The 18,237-nt window shown below is 31.9% G+C and carries 15 protein-coding genes; 6 read left to right on the top strand and 9 right to left on the bottom strand.

The window, feature by feature from the left end; translation table 11 throughout:
- Positions 1 to 200 precede the first annotated feature (200 nt).
- Positions 201 to 1,022, top strand: coding sequence for a dihydropteroate synthase (gene folP / locus FLV_RS13105; RefSeq protein WP_243234474.1), 822 nt, complete (start codon positions 201 to 203; stop codon positions 1,020 to 1,022).
- A 5-nt stretch (positions 1,023 to 1,027) separates the two neighbouring features.
- Entirely contained in the window at positions 1,028 to 1,654 is a 627-nt protein-coding gene (locus tag FLV_RS13100) for a hypothetical protein (protein WP_243234473.1), read from the top strand.
- A 7-nt stretch (positions 1,655 to 1,661) separates the two neighbouring features.
- On the opposite strand, the gene FLV_RS13095 is transcribed toward FLV_RS13100, so the two are convergent.
- Positions 1,662 to 2,477 carry a M48 family metallopeptidase gene (locus FLV_RS13095; RefSeq protein WP_243234472.1) on the bottom strand — a complete coding sequence of 272 codons (816 nt, stop codon included), beginning with the start codon at positions 2,475 to 2,477 and terminating at the stop codon, positions 1,662 to 1,664.
- Positions 2,478 to 2,776: 299 nt separating this feature from the next.
- On the opposite strand from FLV_RS13095, the gene FLV_RS13090 reads away from it, so the two are divergent.
- Positions 2,777 to 4,927 carry a histidine kinase gene (locus tag FLV_RS13090; RefSeq protein WP_243234471.1) on the top strand — a complete coding sequence of 717 codons (2,151 nt, stop codon included), beginning with the start codon at positions 2,777 to 2,779 and terminating at the stop codon, positions 4,925 to 4,927.
- A gap of 28 nt (positions 4,928 to 4,955) precedes the next feature.
- On the top strand, positions 4,956 to 5,597 hold the full coding sequence (locus tag FLV_RS13085; protein WP_243234470.1) for a response regulator: 642 nt from the start codon (positions 4,956 to 4,958) through the stop codon (positions 5,595 to 5,597).
- A gap of 125 nt (positions 5,598 to 5,722) precedes the next feature.
- On the opposite strand, the gene FLV_RS13080 is transcribed toward FLV_RS13085, so the two are convergent.
- The 5 genes from FLV_RS13080 to FLV_RS13060 all read right to left on the bottom strand — a co-directional run bounded on the left by FLV_RS13080 (position 5,723) and on the right by FLV_RS13060 (position 11,053).
- Positions 5,723 to 6,736 (bottom strand): hypothetical protein, encoded by a 1,014-nt coding sequence (locus tag FLV_RS13080; RefSeq protein WP_243234469.1) that lies wholly within the window; start codon positions 6,734 to 6,736, stop codon positions 5,723 to 5,725.
- A 499-nt stretch (positions 6,737 to 7,235) separates the two neighbouring features.
- Positions 7,236 to 7,571 carry a DUF2931 family protein gene (locus FLV_RS13075; protein ID WP_243234468.1) on the bottom strand — a complete coding sequence of 112 codons (336 nt, stop codon included), beginning with the start codon at positions 7,569 to 7,571 and terminating at the stop codon, positions 7,236 to 7,238.
- A gap of 52 nt (positions 7,572 to 7,623) precedes the next feature.
- A complete protein-coding gene (locus FLV_RS13070; protein WP_243234467.1) occupies positions 7,624 to 8,178 on the bottom strand; it encodes a hypothetical protein in 555 nt (184 codons plus the stop codon).
- 45 nt (positions 8,179 to 8,223) lie between these two features.
- On the bottom strand, positions 8,224 to 8,598 hold the full coding sequence (locus FLV_RS13065; RefSeq protein WP_243234466.1) for a T9SS type A sorting domain-containing protein: 375 nt from the start codon (positions 8,596 to 8,598) through the stop codon (positions 8,224 to 8,226).
- A gap of 265 nt (positions 8,599 to 8,863) precedes the next feature.
- Positions 8,864 to 11,053: a glutamine synthetase III gene (locus FLV_RS13060; protein ID WP_243234465.1), complete on the bottom strand. Its 2,190-nt coding sequence runs from the start codon at positions 11,051 to 11,053 to the stop codon at positions 8,864 to 8,866.
- A gap of 427 nt (positions 11,054 to 11,480) precedes the next feature.
- On the opposite strand from FLV_RS13060, the gene FLV_RS13055 reads away from it, so the two are divergent.
- Positions 11,481 to 12,497, top strand: a complete 1,017-nt coding sequence (locus FLV_RS13055) for a glutamine synthetase beta-grasp domain-containing protein (protein WP_243234464.1) — start codon at positions 11,481 to 11,483, stop codon at positions 12,495 to 12,497.
- 271 nt (positions 12,498 to 12,768) lie between these two features.
- A complete protein-coding gene (locus FLV_RS13050; protein WP_243234463.1) occupies positions 12,769 to 13,731 on the top strand; it encodes a TerC/Alx family metal homeostasis membrane protein in 963 nt (320 codons plus the stop codon).
- Positions 13,732 to 14,045: 314 nt separating this feature from the next.
- Here FLV_RS13050 and FLV_RS13045 read toward each other — a convergent pair whose 3' ends face one another.
- The 3 genes from FLV_RS13045 to FLV_RS13035 all read right to left on the bottom strand — a co-directional run bounded on the left by FLV_RS13045 (position 14,046) and on the right by FLV_RS13035 (position 18,176).
- Entirely contained in the window at positions 14,046 to 16,469 is a 2,424-nt protein-coding gene (locus FLV_RS13045; protein WP_243234462.1) for a hypothetical protein, read from the bottom strand.
- 229 nt (positions 16,470 to 16,698) lie between these two features.
- The gene (locus FLV_RS13040; RefSeq protein ID WP_243234461.1) at positions 16,699 to 17,220 is read right to left on the bottom strand and encodes a hypothetical protein; all 522 of its coding nucleotides are present in this window, start codon (positions 17,218 to 17,220) and stop codon (positions 16,699 to 16,701) included.
- A gap of 104 nt (positions 17,221 to 17,324) precedes the next feature.
- The gene (locus FLV_RS13035; RefSeq protein WP_243234460.1) at positions 17,325 to 18,176 is read right to left on the bottom strand and encodes an alpha/beta hydrolase; all 852 of its coding nucleotides are present in this window, start codon (positions 18,174 to 18,176) and stop codon (positions 17,325 to 17,327) included.
- Between the last annotated feature and the right edge of the window lie 61 nt (positions 18,177 to 18,237).

The following is an 18,237-nucleotide window of genomic DNA, read 5'->3' as shown; positions in this document are numbered from 1 at the left end:
GGATAATATTAAAGAGTTTCAAGTTTCGGGTTTTCTTTGTTCAGGTTTTTTCTAAACAAAATGTTAATACTGATAATTTGGAAAAATAAAAAGTTTCTGGTTTCAGATTTCAAGTTCTAGAACTTGCGCAATATCATCAACCTGAAACCTGAAACTTGAAACCTGAAACCTAAAACTTGAAACCTGTAACAAAACAAACAATGACAATCAATTGCAAAGGCCAACTTATAGATTTATCGATTCCTAAAGTGATGGGGATTTTAAATATTACGCCCAATTCTTTTTTTGATGGAGGAAAATATAAAAATGAAGATGAAATCATTTTGCAAGTTTCTAAAATGCTGGCTGATGGTGCCACATTTATTGATATTGGTGCTTATTCCAGTAAGCCAAGCGCTGAATTTGTATCTGAAAAAGAAGAAATTGAACGAATAATACCTGCAATTGAATTGATTTTAAAGCATTTTCCTGATACCTTATTATCAATTGATACTTTTAGAGCTGAAGTCGCCAAAGCAAGTATCGAAAGCGGCGCTGCAATTATAAATGATATTGCAGCGGGAGAATTAGATGAAAAAATGTTTGATGTTATTGCGCATTACAACGTTCCGTATATTATGATGCACATGCGTGGAAATCCACAGACAATGCAAAGCCTGACGCAATATGATGATATTGCAAAAGAAATACTTTTGTATTTTTCTGAAAAAGTAAAAAAAGCCAGAAGTTTAGGCATTAATGATTTGATTTTGGATCCAGGGTTTGGTTTTGCCAAAACAACGGATCAGAATTATGAAGTTCTTCAAAAAATGGAACTTTTTAATTTGCTGGAATTACCTGTTTTAGCCGGAGTTTCGAGAAAATCAATGATTTATAAAACGCTTGATATTACACCGCAGAAAGCTTTAAACGGAACAACTTTTCTGAATACAATTGCTTTAACAAAAAGCGCAAAAATCCTTCGTGTTCACGATGTAAAAGAAGCTGTGGAGTGTGTGACTTTGTTTAATAAAATGAATTAATCTTTATGAAATACGTTATTATATTTTTTACTTTTCTTCTTTTTTCATGTCAGGAAAAAAAAGACGTTTTATTACCAAAATCTAATGTTTCAATCGTAAAAGAGGTACAGGACCATTCACCAATTTATATTTTCTTTAAAATTGAAGGAAAAGATACTTTAGCAGAAGTAAACCGAAAAAACAGTATTATTTCTACCAATTGGATTTTCAACATTGATAAACGTTTGTCTTTAAAATTAGTCATTCCAGAAGTTATAAAACTGCAGGAAAAGAAACGTGGAGACAGTGCACACAAAAACGAAAAAGCTGAAAATTATTATTCTTATGCAGATTCTGTTAAGAAGAACTTAGCCTTTTTACCTTTCACTAAAGTGTTTTATAAGTTAGAAAAACCAAAATTTGGCGTAAAAATACATTTCACAAAAAACAATCTAATTCTTGTGAATGGAATTTCAGTAGATCAATCTGAATTACTGAAATATTTACACAAATTACCAAGTGACAAACCTAATAAGTTTGTCTTTTCATTTGACAAAAACCTAACTTTCGAAAACTACATCCAAAATAAAACATTAATTGAAAGTTTCAAATTTCCAGTTTTTAATTTAACGAATGAAGAATTCATCTTTTAGAGCCTGTTTAAATCCTAATTATTCCAACTTTTGCAGCCGTTTCTTTTGCCTGAGGAATTAACGATTTTAAATTAGCGATTCTCGTCGCATCAGACGGGTGTGTACTTAAAAACTCCGGAGTTCCGGAACCTCCTGATTTTGCAGACATTCTGGTCCAAAATGCAATAGAGTCATCGGGGTTATAACCGGCTATTGCCATAAGAGTTAGTCCTATTTTATCAGCTTCACTTTCGTTGCTTCTGCTAAAAGGGAGCATCACTCCTACTTCAGAGCCTAGCCCATAATATTTCTGCCACATCGCCTGATTTTCTGCACTTTGATTTCCTGTAGCTACAGCCACTCCAACTGCTCCAATTTGCTGTAATTGTGCCGCACTCATTCTCTGAGCGCCGTGATTTGCCAAAGCATGCGAAACTTCATGTCCCATAACGGTAGCCAACCCTGATTCATTTTGTGTAATAGGCAAAATACCTGAATAAACAACGATTTTTCCTCCAGGTAAACACCAGGCATTTACTTCTTTATTATCTACCAATTTATACTCCCAACGGTAATCATTAAGATATTGTGTTTGCCCTAAATAGGTTAAATACTTTTCGGCTGCAGCTTTAATTCTGGCCCCTACAACTTCAACTTTTTTAGCATCAGCAGTCCCTGATATTACTTTATTTTCTTTTAGAAAAGTGTTATATTGCTGAAAAGACGATGGAAATAATTCGCTGTTAGAAACAAAATTCAGATTTTTTTTCCCCGTAATAGGGTTTGTAGCACAAGAATAAATTATAAGTACAGCAAAAGTGGATATAAATATATTTTTTTTCATGATTTTATGTTTTTGATTGTTGTAAAATTAGATAATTTCTGTTTTCTTTCTCTTATACAATTTAATGCGAAATTAGTATAATTTTAACTTTTTTTGATCAAATAAAACGTCTAAATTATTTAACTAATTTGTTGCTTTTTTTTAGATAAAAAGAACAAATTAAATCAATTTATGTTAAATTTAACTTCTCTAAAAAAGACACGAAACAATTCATAATTCACAGATTTACAACACCATAATCCTCTTTTATGTAATTTAACCACATGGTAACTAATTTTAAATTTCTTTCTATATTTTTAATGCTATCAATCTCTTTGTTTGCACAAATTGACGGAAATAATAAAAAAACATTATCTGTTGTTAAAAAATCTGCAGAAGCTGAAGAAAAAAAAACAGTTACCTCTTTCTATAACTTATATAATAGTGGTGAAGAAAAAAAAGCGCTAAAGAATACGAAAAATTATTTAAAAAAAGCAAAATATCCTTCCAATATAGCCAGTCTGACTCTATTACAAGCCTATTACTACAATAAAAGAGCCTTATTAGATTCATCAATCTATTATACAAATCAAGCCTTAAAATACAATTCAAAAATAGCTAATGACTCTCTAAAGAACAGGCTTTTTTGTTTAGGATATAACCTGATGGGTTTAAATTACAAAAAGAAAGGACTGTTTGAGGCAAGCAAAAAATGGCACTTAAAAGGTCTTGAAATTTCTCAAAAACACAAAGAAATCAATTTATATTATACACACTTGCATGGATTAGCAAGTGTGTATAAGGCTTTAGGAGATAACACTAATGCATTAAAATCATATAAAGAATGCTTAGAATATAAAAAAGATGATGAGATACGCTTAGGAAGTTATATTAATCTGGGTGATATTTATTCAGATTCAAAAGATTATGAAAAAAGTAATTATTATTATAATCAGGGAAAACAACTAAGCGAAAAAACAAATAATCAGCAGGCAAGAGCTGTAATTGCACTGAGCATTGGTATGAATTACCAATTGCAGCAAAAAATAACCGACGCTATAAATATGTATAATGAAGTTGTTTTTATTGCTGATAAAAATGAATTAAACCAAATAGCTTTAGTAGCTCAAGGCAATATTGGTGATGCTTATAACGATTTAAAAAAATATAACGAAGCAAAACAAATTTTTTCTGATGCGCTTCAAAAAGCGATAGATTATGGTTATTTAGACAATCAGGTTTACTTTTATGATGAACTCAAGAAAATTGCAGTTTTACAAGAAGATTATAAAAACGCTTTTAATTACCTGACCAAATCTACCAGAGTGAAAGATTCTGTAAATAAAATCCAGAAAACAAGAGAAATCAACGAACTGGAAATCAAATACAAAACAGCTCAGAGAGAAAAAGAAATCAGGTTTTTACAATTTGACAATACTACAAAAAAATTAAAGCTTGAAAAACAGGAAGAAGCTATTGAGAATATGCATCTTCAGGAAGAGATTTCTCAAAAGATAACCGAAAACACTATACTGTTTTTTCAAAACTCCTCCCAAAAAAAATTAAGCGAAATATCTTTGCTAAAAAAGGATCAACAACTGAAATCTCTACAAATAAAGCAGGAAAAAGAAACCAAATTATTGACCATTTTTGGTTTTCTGATTGTTTTGATTCCAATTATCGGATTATTGCTTCAATATTACAAACGACTTAAAACACAGCGTTTACTAAATATCCAACAGGCCGAAATAAGCACCCAAAACATAAATAATCTTTTAAAAGACCAGGAGTTAAAATTAATAAAAGCATCTATTAGCGGTCAGGATAAAGAAAGACAGCGAATTTCTCAGGAATTACACGACAGTATTGGCGGAAATTTGGCCGCCATAAAACTTCAATTGAATCATTTAATAATTTCAAATTCTCCAAAAATTAAAAACCTTACTACCCTCCTGGATGAAACTTATGATCAGGTTAGAAACTTATCCCATACATTGATTCCGAAGAAATTTACACACCATAAATTTTGTGAAGTTTTAGGATCCTACTTCAATAATATCGGAGAAGCCAGTACTATTAAAACTGACTTTAGTGTATATCCGAAAAAAGAAATTGATGCTTTACATGAAGAAATCCAGATTGAGATTTTTAAAATAATACAGGAACTTTTGACCAATACAATTAAACATGCCAAAGCTTCAAAAATTGACTTACAGCTTAACCTTATCGATGATGTTCTGAATATTTTATTTGAAGATAATGGCATTGGATTTAATCCCGAAAATTACAAACCCGGAATTGGTTTTATCAACTTAGAAAACCGAATAGCTAAATTAAATGGCTCTTTTATAATGGATTCTAAACTTAAAAGAGGCACAATTGCCAATATTGAAATTCCTGTTTTACCATTTTCTAATACTGAAAATAAAATAACAAACGAAATTAACGTAAAAAACAACTTGATAATCTGACCAAATTCTAACCCAAAATTATTGATTAATGGAAAAATTAAAACTAATTATAGCCGATGACCATACGATGTTTCTACAAGGAATTGTTTCATTGATTGAACATGAATCCGGAATAAAAATAATTGGAAAGGCTGTAAACGGTATTGAAGTTTTGAATATCTTGAAAATTCAAAAAGCAGATATAGTACTTCTGGATATCAGTATGCCTGAAATGGATGGAATTGAACTAAGCAAGTTATTAAAAAAAGAATATCCTTTTATAAAAATTATAATTGTTAGTACGCATAGTAATGCTAAAATAATTTCGAGATTAATCAGAATAGGTGTTAATGGTTATTTACTGAAAAACGCTGAAAAAGCAGAATTATTAGAAGCAATTTATAGCGTCGCCGGTGGTAAAAACTATTTTTCTAAAGAAGTTGAAGAACAACATCTGAATAACAGCCAGAAAATAGAAAAGCAAATCTCTAACATAACCGAATTAAGCTCCCGTGAAAAAGAAATCCTGGTATTAATCGCTCAGGAATACAACACAGCTGAAATAGCTGAAAAAACATTTATCAGTTTTAATACAGTTAACACACATCGTCGTAATTTATTATCAAAACTAAATGCTAAAAATACAGCCGGACTGGTAAAATATGCTGTAGAAAATGGATTGGTTGATTAAAATCCTGAAAATTATTACCATAATCAGGATTAATCATTTAAACTTGAGATTTTGTCTGTGTCGAAAATATTTGATGATAATATCATCGGCTCGAAAAGACCTAAATTCAATTTATATATACTGCATTATTCTGTCGTGATAAATATCCCTGTTGCTTCAGAATATTTTTTTTCATTTTCAATAACTGTAGAAACACCATTTTTCCAGTATTTGGAAATAGTAACATCTTGATTATTTCTTTCATATCCTGCAACATATACATCATTACCCATCACTGCCATTGCACTTGCCATTGCATGCCTTGTACCATCAGTAAGTGGTATAGCTACTCCGTTTTTCCAATATTTAGCAACAGTTATACCCTGGTCATTTTCTTCATATCCTGCTACATATATATTAGATCCAACTACAGTTACTGTATTGGCTTTAGCAATCCTTTTTCCGTCGGTAAGATTTATGGCTACTCCATTTTTCCAGTATTTAGCAAAAGTATGTTCGTATCCTGCAACATAAATATCATTCCCAACTACAGCAATGGAGTTAGCCTCAGCGTCTTTTGTGGCATCAGTAAGTAGTACAGACTTTCCATTTTTCCAGTATTTGGCGATTCTTGTATAAATCTCATTACCCTCATATCCTGCAACATACACATCATTCCCTACTACATCAATAGCCTTGGTATCAGCAATTTTTGTTCCATCAGTAAGAGATACAGCTTTACCATTTTTCCAGTATTTGGCCACATTAACTCCGCCATTTTTTTCATATCCTGCTACATACACATCATTGCCTTCTACAGTTATAGCATTAGCCTGAGCAGTATTTTCACCATTTGTTAGTACTACATCTATGCCGTTTTTCCAGTATTTTGCAACGAAATTACCTTTGTTCCCATTTTGATATCCTGCCACATACACATCATTTCCTGCTACTGTTATAGCTGTTGCTGTACCATCAGTGAGAGCTTTTGCTACGCCATTTTTCCAGTATTTGGGAACATAATTGTCGTTATTACTTCCATATCCGCTGATATAAACATCTTTTGCAATAACTTCATTTTCGCTGGTTTGTCCTTCATCACTAGAGCAGCTACTAAAAATAATGGCTAGTGTAAATAAAATGTGTTTAATTTTTTTCATATTGTTTTGGTTTTTCTTTAGCAATCATAATTATACCAAATGGTGATTTTACAAAAGCCCTGTTAGTTTTATTCTTTTTAACTTATAAATGCAATTATATAACACTTAAATTAACATATAAATAAAAATTCGCTAATACTTTAACAGTTTTAAAAAACAATACCCTACCTTTTAAATACATTTTTTTATCTAAATGTAAAAAGTAATTCAAATAGCAAAATTACATTAGCCTCAAGTACACTTAACGTTTCATTTACAAATCTGTATGTGAGTTAAAAGACACCTAAACAAGCTGGTTTTTCAAATATAAAGTATGGTTTCTCAACTCCATTATAACTTCATCATTATTTTCTGTATTAGTCAAATGAATAATTGTACGTTTTTCTTTTATTAGTTACTAGCAAATTTTATAATACAAATCTAATCTTGAGTTTTTTAGACGCAATCATTATAAATAATGATTTTAAAGTTTCAATTTTATAATTACCCTGAAATTCACCTATAAAGACAATCTAATTACAACAGCACTTTCTTTGTTTTCAGAGTAATCTATTAATATCATATCTTGATAAAAAAATTTAACGCCTCCGTTTAAATAAAGATGCAGATACAACGGTTTTGTTTTCCTTCCTCTAAATACTTTAATTTTATTTGTCGAATATTTTTTCTGTACCTCTATAAATTTCTCAAATGGAAAAGGAATTTCTATTGCATAATGTTTATTCTCAAAATATGAAAACCAAGATAGCAAAACAGTATTTGCATTAAAAGGAATTTGAACTACCTCTCTAAAACCTTCTTTATTTACATAATAATGCCTTGATTTTGTTTTCATTGTCATAAAATCTTTTTGAGAATACGAACGAATGTTATTCGTGATTTTTATGTCAGAAGATTTTCTGTTTCCAGTATTTACAAACTGAATATTGTTTATCGAAAAAAAAAAGATCCAAATCATGATTGACTGCCAAAACTATGTTTATAAAATCATAATCCTGATACTTTTTTACAAAATAATATTGCCCCAATTTTAAAATATAATACAGTAGCGGCAATCCAAATAAAATTATAATCCATAAATAAAAATGAGAAACATTGAATTGATTCTCTTTTTGGTACACTACCAATAAATAAAATCCAAAATCAGTAATTGATAAAACAATAAATACGATTAGAAAAGAAGCAAAAGAATAAAAAATAGTTCTAAATCCTAAATCATTATTATTTAAAACAAAAAGATATTTTTTTAAGCTTTTGTGAAATAAAATTGCAATGAAAGCCAGAAAAAAATTAAAAATTATTGCACTTTTAGTACTAAAAAAATACAATATTGGATAAGAAATATAAGATGCTATTACCAACGGCAAAACAATATTAGCCAGCAATTGTTCTAAATTACAATAAACCGGTTTTACCTTTTTATACAGCTTGTATTTTTTCATGGAATGATTCAATTCGAAAAGGATGAGACTATTTTTTTACCAGTTCTAATTGATGATGATTTTTCGTTTGGCTGTTTTCTTTTTATTTTCTAAAACGACAAAATAAACTCCTTTAGACAGTTCAGATAAATCAATGGTATGATATTCGGTATTATTTAAAAATACCAATGATTTTTGTAATCGTCCAAGAGTATCATAAATAGTCATTTTATCTAAAACAGCATTTTTAATGTTTACGCATTTTTTTATTGGATTTGAACGAATTAACGTCTGATCAAAAAAGGAATCGTCTTTTACCGGCAAAATATTTTTTAAATAATATGCCCTTGTTTCTTTTTTAGAAGTGGTATCAACGGAGTTGTATTGACCGTAATTAGAAATACTAAAAAACAGAACTAAAATGAGTAAAATATTTTTCATTGGGTAATTCATATCTTTAACAAATTTAATTTTTACCAAAACGAAAGGAATCACTATAAATGATGATTTTCGGCTACAACTTCGTTAAATTTTTATACAATAGCGCTGCTATTCTATAAAAATTTGCCTCATTTCGCTCAAAAATCCTTTAATAATAAATCTCAAAAATAAATCACAAACAGGCTCTTACAATTGTTACCCTATAAACTTTGAGAGTAAAAAAAAATGCCTCTTCAAAAATGAAAAGGCATTTAAATAAATTGTCTTATTTCGTAAGCAGTAGCTCTCTATATTTGGTCAAAGTCCAGGTTTCATCATCAACCAATAATTCAAGTTTATCACAGTGATTACGAATATCTTCAAAATAAGGAATTACTTTGTTACAATACGCTTCTGCCATTTTTTGGGCATCAGTTAATTGATTAGCTGATCTTCTTTCGTTGGTCATTGCTTCCACTTTAGAATTAATACCTTCTATATGTCCGGAAATTTCTTTAATCAAAACAATTTGTTCCTTTGCAATGGTTTCAAATTCTTTTCCAAAAATTTCTTTTAAGCCTTTTACATTTTCAATTAAGGTATTTTGGTATCGAATTGCCGTTGGAATAACATGGTTTCTGGAAATATCACCTAAAACCCTGCCTTCAATCTGAATCTTTTTAGTGTATTCTTCCAGTTCAATTTCATAACGCGCTTCTGCTTCAACATGATTTAAAATTCCTAATTCAGCGAATAAATCTAGTGCTTGTTTAGAAACTTTAGCCTTAATCGCTTCCGGAGTCGTTTTAAAGTTACTCAAACCTCTTTTCGCCGCTTCCTTTTCCCAGGCATCACTGTAGCCGTCTCCTTCAAAAAGAATCTTTTTAGACTCCTTTATATATTCCCTCAAAACATTAAAAATAGCTTCGTCTTTTTTCAATCCTTTGGTATCAATCAAAGTATCTACTTCAATTTTAAAATCTTTTAATTGTTTCGCTACAATAGCATTTAAGTTAGTCATTGCATTCGAACAGTTTGAATTTGAACCAACTGCCCTGAATTCGAATTTATTTCCTGTAAAAGCAAACGGTGACGTTCTGTTTCTATCAGTATTATCCAAAAGAACATCCGGAATTTTACCAACAACATTCAGTTTTAAGTCTGTTTTTTCTTCAGGAGATAATTTACCCGTAGTTACACTTTCAAGTTCGGATAAAACCTTAGTCAACTGCTCTCCAATAAAAACCGAAATAATAGCCGGTGGCGCTTCATTTGCTCCTAACCTGTGATCATTACTGGCTGTTGCGATAGATGCCCTTAGTAAAGTTTCGTAATCGTTAACTGCTTTTATAGTATTAATAAAGAATGTCAAAAATTGTAAATTGCTCATTGGTGTTTTACTTGGACTCAATAAGTTAACCCCGGTATCAGTCGCCAGTGACCAGTTATTGTGTTTTCCTGAACCGTTTACACCTTTAAAAGGCTTCTCATGAAACAACACTTTAAAATCATGACGCTCAGCTACTTTTTGCATCACATCCATTAATAAAGAATTGTGATCAACGGCAAGATTCGTTTCTTCAAAAATTGGAGCCAGCTCAAACTGATTTGGTGCTACTTCGTTATGACGTGTTTTTACCGGAATTCCCAATAACATACATTCCTGTTCTAAATCCCTCATATAAGTAAGAGCACGTGTTGGAATAGATCCAAAATAATGGTCGTCTAACTGTTGTCCTTTTGCGGAAGTATGCCCTAATAAAGTTCTTCCGGTCATCATTAAATCAGGACGCGAATTAGCCAAAGCTTTATCAATTAAAAAGTATTCCTGCTCCCAGCCTAACGTTGCCGTTACCTTTTTTACGTTTTTGTCAAAATATTTACAAACCTCCGTCGCCGCTTCATCCATAGCTGATAAAGCTCTAAGCAACGGAATCTTGTTGTCTAAAGCTTCACCTGTATAAGCGATAAAAACTGTCGGAATACATAAAGTTGTGCCGTAGATAAAAGCCGGTGAAGTTGGATCCCATGCCGTGTATCCTCTGGCTTCGAAAGTATTTCTGATTCCGCCGTTCGGAAAACTTGATGCATCCGGTTCCTGCTGAACCAATTGTGCTCCGCCAAATTTCTCTACAGGATCACTTCCGTCGTACGATATATCAAAAAAGGCATCGTGTTTTTCTGCAGTAGTTCCGGTAAGTGGCTGAAACCAATGTGTGTAATGCGTAACGCCTTTTGCCAAAGCCCATTCCTTCATTCCCATGGCAATATAATCTGCCAGTTTTCGGTCTATTTTTGTTCCGTGCTGAATAGCATCCCTCACTCCTTTTAAAGCATCTGAAGTCAAATACTGCTTCATTGCTTTCTCATTAAAAACATTTGCCCCAAAAAGAGTAGACTTTCTGTCAATTTCTTCAAAATGTATCGGCTTTCTTGACGAAGCTTCCTTTAAGGCTTGAAAACGTAATGTTGACATGTATATAATTTTAAAAATTCGTAATAATTTTGATTAAAATAAAGAGAAACAAATATAAAGAATAAATAGCCTTTTCTAAATATAACTTTTAGATTTTTGAAAAGCAATATTTCAATAAAAAGCCCGATTTACAAAGAATTATGAAATGCTTTTAAAAAAATATAACAAAACATACGAATATTACTAAGGAAACAAACAATTTTTCATAATTGAAATAGAAATAATTTTAAAAAACCCATGTGTTTATTACGAATTTATTTTTTAAACATTAAAAAATTGCTATTTTTTAAATATACCCCATACAAAATTGCGCTTATGTAAAAAATTATAACTAGCTAAACAAAATACACCCCCTAATTTTTACGGCTAAAAAAATAAATCTATATTTGACCCAGCGAAAAAACAAAAAAAATTAATTTATATTATTATGGCTAAAATTAAGTTAGAGTACATTTGGTTAGATGGATATGAACCAACTCAAAATCTTAGAAGTAAAACTAAAGTTGAAGAGCACGAAAATTTCAAAGGAACATTAGAAGAACTTGGAAACTGGTCATTTGATGGTTCGTCAACAAAACAAGCTGAAGGAGGATCTTCTGATTGCCTTTTAGTTCCTGTTGCAATTTATCCGGATCCAACTCGTATTAATGGATATTTAGTAATGTCAGAAGTTATGTATGCTGACGGAACACCACACCCTTCTAACGGAAGAGCTACTATTGATGATGATAATGATGATTTCTGGTTTGGTTTCGAACAAGAATACTTCATCATGGATACTAAAACTTTATTGCCATTAGGTTTCCCTGTTGGAGGTTATCCAGCGCCACAAGGTATGTACTACTGTTCTGTAGGTGGAAAAAACACTCACGGAAGAAAATTAGTAGAAGAGCATGCTGATTTATGTATCGCTGCCGGAATCAACTTTGAAGGTATTAACCAGGAGGTTGCTTGCGGACAATGGGAATTCCAATTATTCGCTAAAGGTGCTAAAAAAGCAGGTGACGAAATCTGGGTAGCTCGTTACTTATTAGATCGTTTGACTGAAAAATATGGTTACTATATTGAATACCACCCAAAACCACTAGGAGATACAGACTGGAATGGTTCAGGAATGCATGCTAACTTCTCTAACGAGGTGTTAAGAACATGTGGAGACCAGGCAACTTACGAAAGAATCTGTGAGGCTTTCCGTCCTGTAACTGCTGAGCATATTGCTGTTTACGGAGCTTACAACGACCAACGTTTAACTGGTAAGCACGAAACTGCTTCTATCCACGATTTCTCTTATGGAGTTTCAGACAGAGGATGTTCTATCAGAATTCCTTTGATGACTGTTCAAAAAGGATGGAAAGGATGGTTGGAAGACAGAAGACCAGCTTCAAACGGAGATCCATACAAAATTGCTGCAAGAATTATCAAAACTGTTAACTCAGCACTATAATTCAAATCTTAATTTATACTCTAAAAGTGCCATCGTAATTGATGGCACTTTTTTTTTATTTATAAAAGCATTTCGACTCTACTCAAACTGACAACTTGTAATTCAAAAGACTTCTTTGTCAGTTTGGGCGCAGTCGGAAACCTTTTGACCGCTTGCTTTTTACATTTTACTTCCAACAAAATTTCCTAACTTTTAAAGTAAGTTTCTTATACATTTAATTTTAAAGTTAAAATTCAAAACTTATCTTTGCAAATCATTTAAAAAAATCATCATGATAGTCTGGACTCTCTTTTTACTGGCCGTAGTTTTTATTCTTGCATTAGATCTGGGTGTATTCAACAAAACACCACATATTATCAGTACAAAAGAAGCCAGCAAATGGACATTGATTTGGGTAACATTATCTTTTCTTTTTTCAGGAGTAATTTATTGGCTTTACACTACAGATTATATTGCAAATCCGGACAATCTAAAACCTACTGTTGCTTCAATGAAGTTTATTACAGGATATTTGATAGAACTTTCCTTGAGTGTCGATAATATTTTTGTAATAGCCATTATTTTTGCTTCTTTCAAAATACCTCAAAAATACCAGCATCGTGTTTTATTCTGGGGAATTCTGGGCGCAATTGTTTTTCGCGGATTGATGATTTTCTTTGGCGTAATGCTAATCAACAAATTTACCTGGACAACTTATGTATTTGGTGCTTTTTTATTGTTTACCGCTATAAAAATGTTGTTTTCGGGAGAAGATGAAGATTTTCAGCCAAAAGATTCTTTTGTATACAAAGCTTTAGGGAAAATTATTCCGATTACCTCAGAAACTGATGGCGAGAAATTTTTTATCACTACAAAAACTGCAAAAAAAGCAGCTACCCCATTATTTGTTGCTTTAATTGTAATTGAAGTAATGGATGTTTTATTTGCCGTTGACAGTGTTCCGGCAATTCTGGCTATTACATCTGACCCCTTTTTAGTATTCAGCTCTAATATTTTTGCCATTTTAGGATTGCGTTCTATGTACTTCTTTTTAGCCAATATGCTGGCAAAATTCAGTTATCTCGAATACAGTTTAGTTGCTATTTTAGCATTCGTAGGTTTAAAAATGCTATTGCACGATTATATTCACCTTCCTGAATGGGCTTCTTTAGGATTTATTGCATTTTCTTTATTAGTTGGAATTTTAGTTTCCCTGAAATTTGGAAAAGAAAAAGAACTAACCGATTTGGATTAAGAATAAATATTTGCAAAATAGTAAATCATAAAAAAAGGAAATCTTACGATTTCCTTTTTTTATGATTTAACTACACGTCAATACATATTATTAATTTAACCCGTTGGGTGAAATTAAAAATGAGTGTCAGGCTGAGTCCATTCGTCTTCGCTCAGGATAAACTTAGTCGAAGCCCTTTCGTGTTCAAAAGCCTTCGACTCCGCTCAGGATGACATCAATTCCTTAAGTTATAAATGATGTTTCACTCCCAATTTTTATACTTTTTATAATCAAATCAATCTTTTTAATCAATTTCAACCAACGGATTAATTTCTTTACTTTTTAATAGTATAATAGATGTTTTTAACTACAGGAATGCCCGATGCTGTAATCCCTTCTAAAGCTACTTTTACTTTAGTTTCAACCTTAGTATTGAAATAATTCACATTAACATTACCCGTTTTGTCCGGATGCACAAACGGATTCCAATAAAGCGTATTTCTTACTGCTGCCTTTTCATCCAATTCTAAATTAGGCTTTTCTGGATCTGGAGAGTAAAAAACACGTGCCGTATAAAACCCGTCTACCTCTTTTTTAATAGTATAAAAACGTTCTTTTTTGGATTGATTACTTCTGTTTGCTTTAGTAAAAATGGAAATAATACCACTACTCGCTTCATGCCCGTAAACCATCGTTGCTAAACCACCTTTTATTAATTCGATCCTTATGACATCATCAGGTGAAACCATATATAATTCTCCGCTTTCCAAAATTGGACTACCATCAATTAAGATAAGTGGTACACCTACTTCTTCTTCACGATGAGATAAAAGAATTCTATTATTTGGCAATGCCCTGTCAATAAGATCCAAAATATTAGTCAGCTCTAAATCATCTTTATCCGGCACATAAACAAAATCAGGAGATCCATAGCTAACTGGTCTGGAAAATTTATTTTGGCTTACAATAGTAACTTCTTTCAGAATATTTTCCGGCTTTACGCCAAAAGCTGTATATTTTTTAAAGACATTTTCAACAATTACATTTGTTGTTTCAGTCCAGTTAATCGGTTCTTCTTTTAAAGAAATTAGCATTGAAGGCTGTTCAATAGGATTTACGATTATTTCACCGCTATATTTTCCTTTTTCATTTCTGGAATATAAAGACATTTTGGTTTTACCTGAAAACATTATATTTTCAAATTTAAAACTTCCTGTAGAATCAGTAAACGTCTTAAAATTATTCATGTGCTTTTTATTCATTAAGACCATCCCTACCCTGTTATTCACTTTTGCTTTATCGCCTAAAAGCTGCTTCACTCTGCCGGTTATTGTAAAACCTTTTTCGGCTATATACTTAATATTATCATTCGATTTTGGAGTTGTTTTCCATACAAAATCCCTCCAGCCTTGTGTTAAGAGCAAATTTTCTAAATGGTCAAGTCGTTTTAAATTGGCAGAATCAAAATAATATCCGGGATTATAAACCTTGCCCCGAATATCTGATTCCATCCAAAAATAAGAACTGATCGTTGTACCAAAATCCTTCTCTTCTACAACGCCATTCATGTCGGTTACGCTTAATGAAAAACTAGCTGATTTTGCGATACCCGTTTTAGATTTTGAACTAATATTTACCGTAGCCTTTTCATTTGGCTGATAACTCGCTTTATCTGTTACTAATTGTACATCTAAGTCCTGCTCTTTTTCAATATAAATTAAACGTTCGCTTTGTGGTTTTAAATTACTGTCATATAAGGTGATCTGACTTATACCTTCAGGAACTATATCTTTATCCAATTCAAAAGAAAATGCTGTTTGTGTTATCGTTTGCGGGCTTTCAAAATAAGAAACTCCTTTGGCCTTGCAAACCACTGTAAGTACCGCATTTGGATTTTGCTGCAAGGTTTCGTCGTTTGTAATTATAGAAACAATATTTTTACCTCTTAGCAGTCTGTAACTTAACAAATAGCCTTGTTTTGTCACTTTTGGGAGCTCTGTTCTCTGTTCCCGTCCATCCGCAAACTTCGTTTTTGCGTAATAGTTTTTTCCTTCAATGGGTACTATTTGAAACTTTCCCATTCCATCATGTGCACTTGCAAAAGAAGTGATCAATTCATTGTCAGAATCAAAAATTTCTCCCGAAATATCTATTGGGTTTCCTTTTGGATCAACGGCCTTAAAACCTACAATACAAGCTACACTTTGTAAAAGAGAGCCACCCTCCGGAAAGAAATCAATCTTAAAATTATTTTGCTTGCTAATTTCAACAACTTTAATATCTGCAACACTGTTTTGCGTTTTACTATTTTTGGATTGTGATTCAAAAACATCAATGATTTCAATATTTTTTTTAAACACAAAATCTTCTCCAAAATTCCTATTCCAATTAGTGTAAGCACGCAGCTGGTAAACTCCGGGTTTTACGCCGAGAGAATCTGATAAATGAAAATCGCCGTTGCCCAACCCCATTTCCAGATTTGTTTTGTTACGGGCAATTATTTTAGAATCGGACGAAATTAATTCTACATACAAAATATTGCTGTTATCAAAAAGCAGGTTGTTATAAGCCCGAACGTTATAAGCTTTATAATACAAATCATCTCCAATAAAATACTTTGAGTTGTCTGTATGAAGATATACTTTTTCGATATTAGGAATCACTGTAGTTTCCTGTGCGTGCAGGAAACTAAATGTTAAGAAAATACATAATAAACAAAATATGCGGCAATTTTTATTCTGATAAAAAGATTTAAACATTTAGAATGTGATTTTATATTAACAACATCGAAAGCGATAAATATATAAAAATCTTATTAATTTTAATTGTGACAGAAAAAATATGCTTAAAGGCAGAGTTATCGTTTGTCTAAACTTGAGAAAGAGAAAGAAAAAGAATTAACAACTTGAACTAGAGATAAGTTTCAAAATATTTAATCATAAAAAAAAAGGAAATCTTTCGATTTCCTTTTTTACCATTTGAATTAATTTAGTTTAAATCTTTGACATTACTGTCGTCAATATTATATTTTTTGATAACAGCTTCATAATCTGAATAATCTGGTTTATTAACTGATTTTCCCGTTCCTCCAAGTTTCTCTCCTGGAACAATTACAATTCTAAAAACTTGATTTTGAGTCCAATCAGATGACAACATACTTAATGGAAAATCAGCTGCAAGCCAAATATTCACATCATTTCTTGTAAAATCATAATTAAAATCTAATGCACCACCATCACTCATGTAATATGTTTGAGGAATCAATCTCCAAACTGCATTGCCATTATCTACTTCATATCTATGATAAACTAAGACAACATCTTCTGGATATATCTGTACACCGAAAGGGATTAATACGGAGTAATTAGGAGAGTTAAAATCTACCTCTCTCTGAATAACCTGACCGATTAATCCATCCTGTCCTGGTTCTCCCGGAGGCCCTTCTGGTCCTTCACAGCTTGAAAATGCTATTAATCCAACAACTGCGAAAAGTGTCAATATCTTTTTCATATTTTTTAAATTTTAAAGTTTATACTTAAAGGTATTCCAAAAATCAAACCAAAAAAAACTTTTAACGCATTCTTTGGGAATATTTTTACTTATTTTTTTGTAATCTACTGATTCTTAAGCAGTATTTTATTAAAAAATAATACATGATACGGCAAAGCATTTTCCCAATATTCCCAGGTGTGTGCGCCTGGTCTTTCCGTATAATCGTGTTCTACTTTACTGTATACCAGCCTTCTATGCAGTTCTTTATTTGGTTCAATTAAAAAATCATCTATGCCACAGTCAATAATCAGTGGCAGTTTATTGACTTTTATTTTATCGATCATATTTAAAACGGCATGCTGTTCATACATTTTTATATCATTGCTTTTATCACCAAAAACAGGTTCAATAAACTTAAGAACCTGAGCAGCAGAATCCCGATTCAGCATTACGCTCATATCGACCGCCCCACTCATGCTTCCGGCAGCACAAAATAAATCAGGATTTCTGGCGGACAAGTACAATGCCCCGTGACCTCCCATAGAAAGTCCGGTAATGACACGCCCGTTTTTATTCGCGATCGTCCTGTATGTTTTATCCACTTTCTGAATCACTTCCTTAGTGACAAAGCTTTCAAACTGGCTTCCTGTATTTACCGGACTGTCGATGTAAAAACTAAACGTTTCACCTTCGGGCATTACAATAATCAGATTATATTGATCTGCTAAGTTTTTAACCAATTCTTTATTTGGTGTATTTTTCAGCCAGTCACCAAAATGCCCGTAAGCACCATGCAATAAATACATTACAGGGAATGTTGTTTTGCTTTTAGCATATGAATTAGGCAGTACTACAGCCGCTTTATACGTTTTATTCATTGCTGTACTGGCAACCTCCAGCGTATCTACTTTGGCAGCATACGCTATTCCGGTAGAAATCATGCAGGCAAAAAGCAGCATTTTAAAATGTTTCATAGTTTTTTATCGTTTAAAGTTTTTTAAGAATCATAAATATAAATGTTTATGTTCGAAAAAG

The organism is Flavobacterium pectinovorum (assembly GCF_022802975.1).
GTDB classification, from domain to species: domain Bacteria; phylum Bacteroidota; class Bacteroidia; order Flavobacteriales; family Flavobacteriaceae; genus Flavobacterium; species Flavobacterium pectinovorum_B.
Note: the sequence above shows the minus strand (reverse complement) of the source record. Positions and strands in the feature narration are given on the sequence as shown.

Bases quoted from the DNA above. Each gene is read 5' to 3' on its own strand.
- folP (WP_243234474.1), top strand. From the start codon at position 201: ATGACAATCAATTGCAAAGGCCAACTTATAGATTTATCGATTCCTAAA.
- FLV_RS13100 (WP_243234473.1), top strand. From the start codon at position 1,028: ATGAAATACGTTATTATATTTTTTACTTTTCTTCTTTTTTCATGTCAG.
- FLV_RS13095 (WP_243234472.1), bottom strand. From the start codon at position 2,477: ATGAAAAAAAATATATTTATATCCACTTTTGCTGTACTTATAATTTAT.
- FLV_RS13090 (WP_243234471.1), top strand. From the start codon at position 2,777: ATGCTATCAATCTCTTTGTTTGCACAAATTGACGGAAATAATAAAAAA.
- FLV_RS13085 (WP_243234470.1), top strand. From the start codon at position 4,956: ATGGAAAAATTAAAACTAATTATAGCCGATGACCATACGATGTTTCTA.
- FLV_RS13080 (WP_243234469.1), bottom strand. From the start codon at position 6,736: ATGAAAAAAATTAAACACATTTTATTTACACTAGCCATTATTTTTAGT.
- FLV_RS13075 (WP_243234468.1), bottom strand. From the start codon at position 7,571: ATGAAAACAAAATCAAGGCATTATTATGTAAATAAAGAAGGTTTTAGA.
- FLV_RS13070 (WP_243234467.1), bottom strand. From the start codon at position 8,178: ATGAAAAAATACAAGCTGTATAAAAAGGTAAAACCGGTTTATTGTAAT.
- FLV_RS13065 (WP_243234466.1), bottom strand. From the start codon at position 8,598: ATGAAAAATATTTTACTCATTTTAGTTCTGTTTTTTAGTATTTCTAAT.
- FLV_RS13060 (WP_243234465.1), bottom strand. From the start codon at position 11,053: ATGTCAACATTACGTTTTCAAGCCTTAAAGGAAGCTTCGTCAAGAAAG.
- FLV_RS13055 (WP_243234464.1), top strand. From the start codon at position 11,481: ATGGCTAAAATTAAGTTAGAGTACATTTGGTTAGATGGATATGAACCA.
- FLV_RS13050 (WP_243234463.1), top strand. From the start codon at position 12,769: ATGATAGTCTGGACTCTCTTTTTACTGGCCGTAGTTTTTATTCTTGCA.
- FLV_RS13045 (WP_243234462.1), bottom strand. From the start codon at position 16,469: ATGTTTAAATCTTTTTATCAGAATAAAAATTGCCGCATATTTTGTTTA.
- FLV_RS13040 (WP_243234461.1), bottom strand. From the start codon at position 17,220: ATGAAAAAGATATTGACACTTTTCGCAGTTGTTGGATTAATAGCATTT.
- FLV_RS13035 (WP_243234460.1), bottom strand. From the start codon at position 18,176: ATGAAACATTTTAAAATGCTGCTTTTTGCCTGCATGATTTCTACCGGA.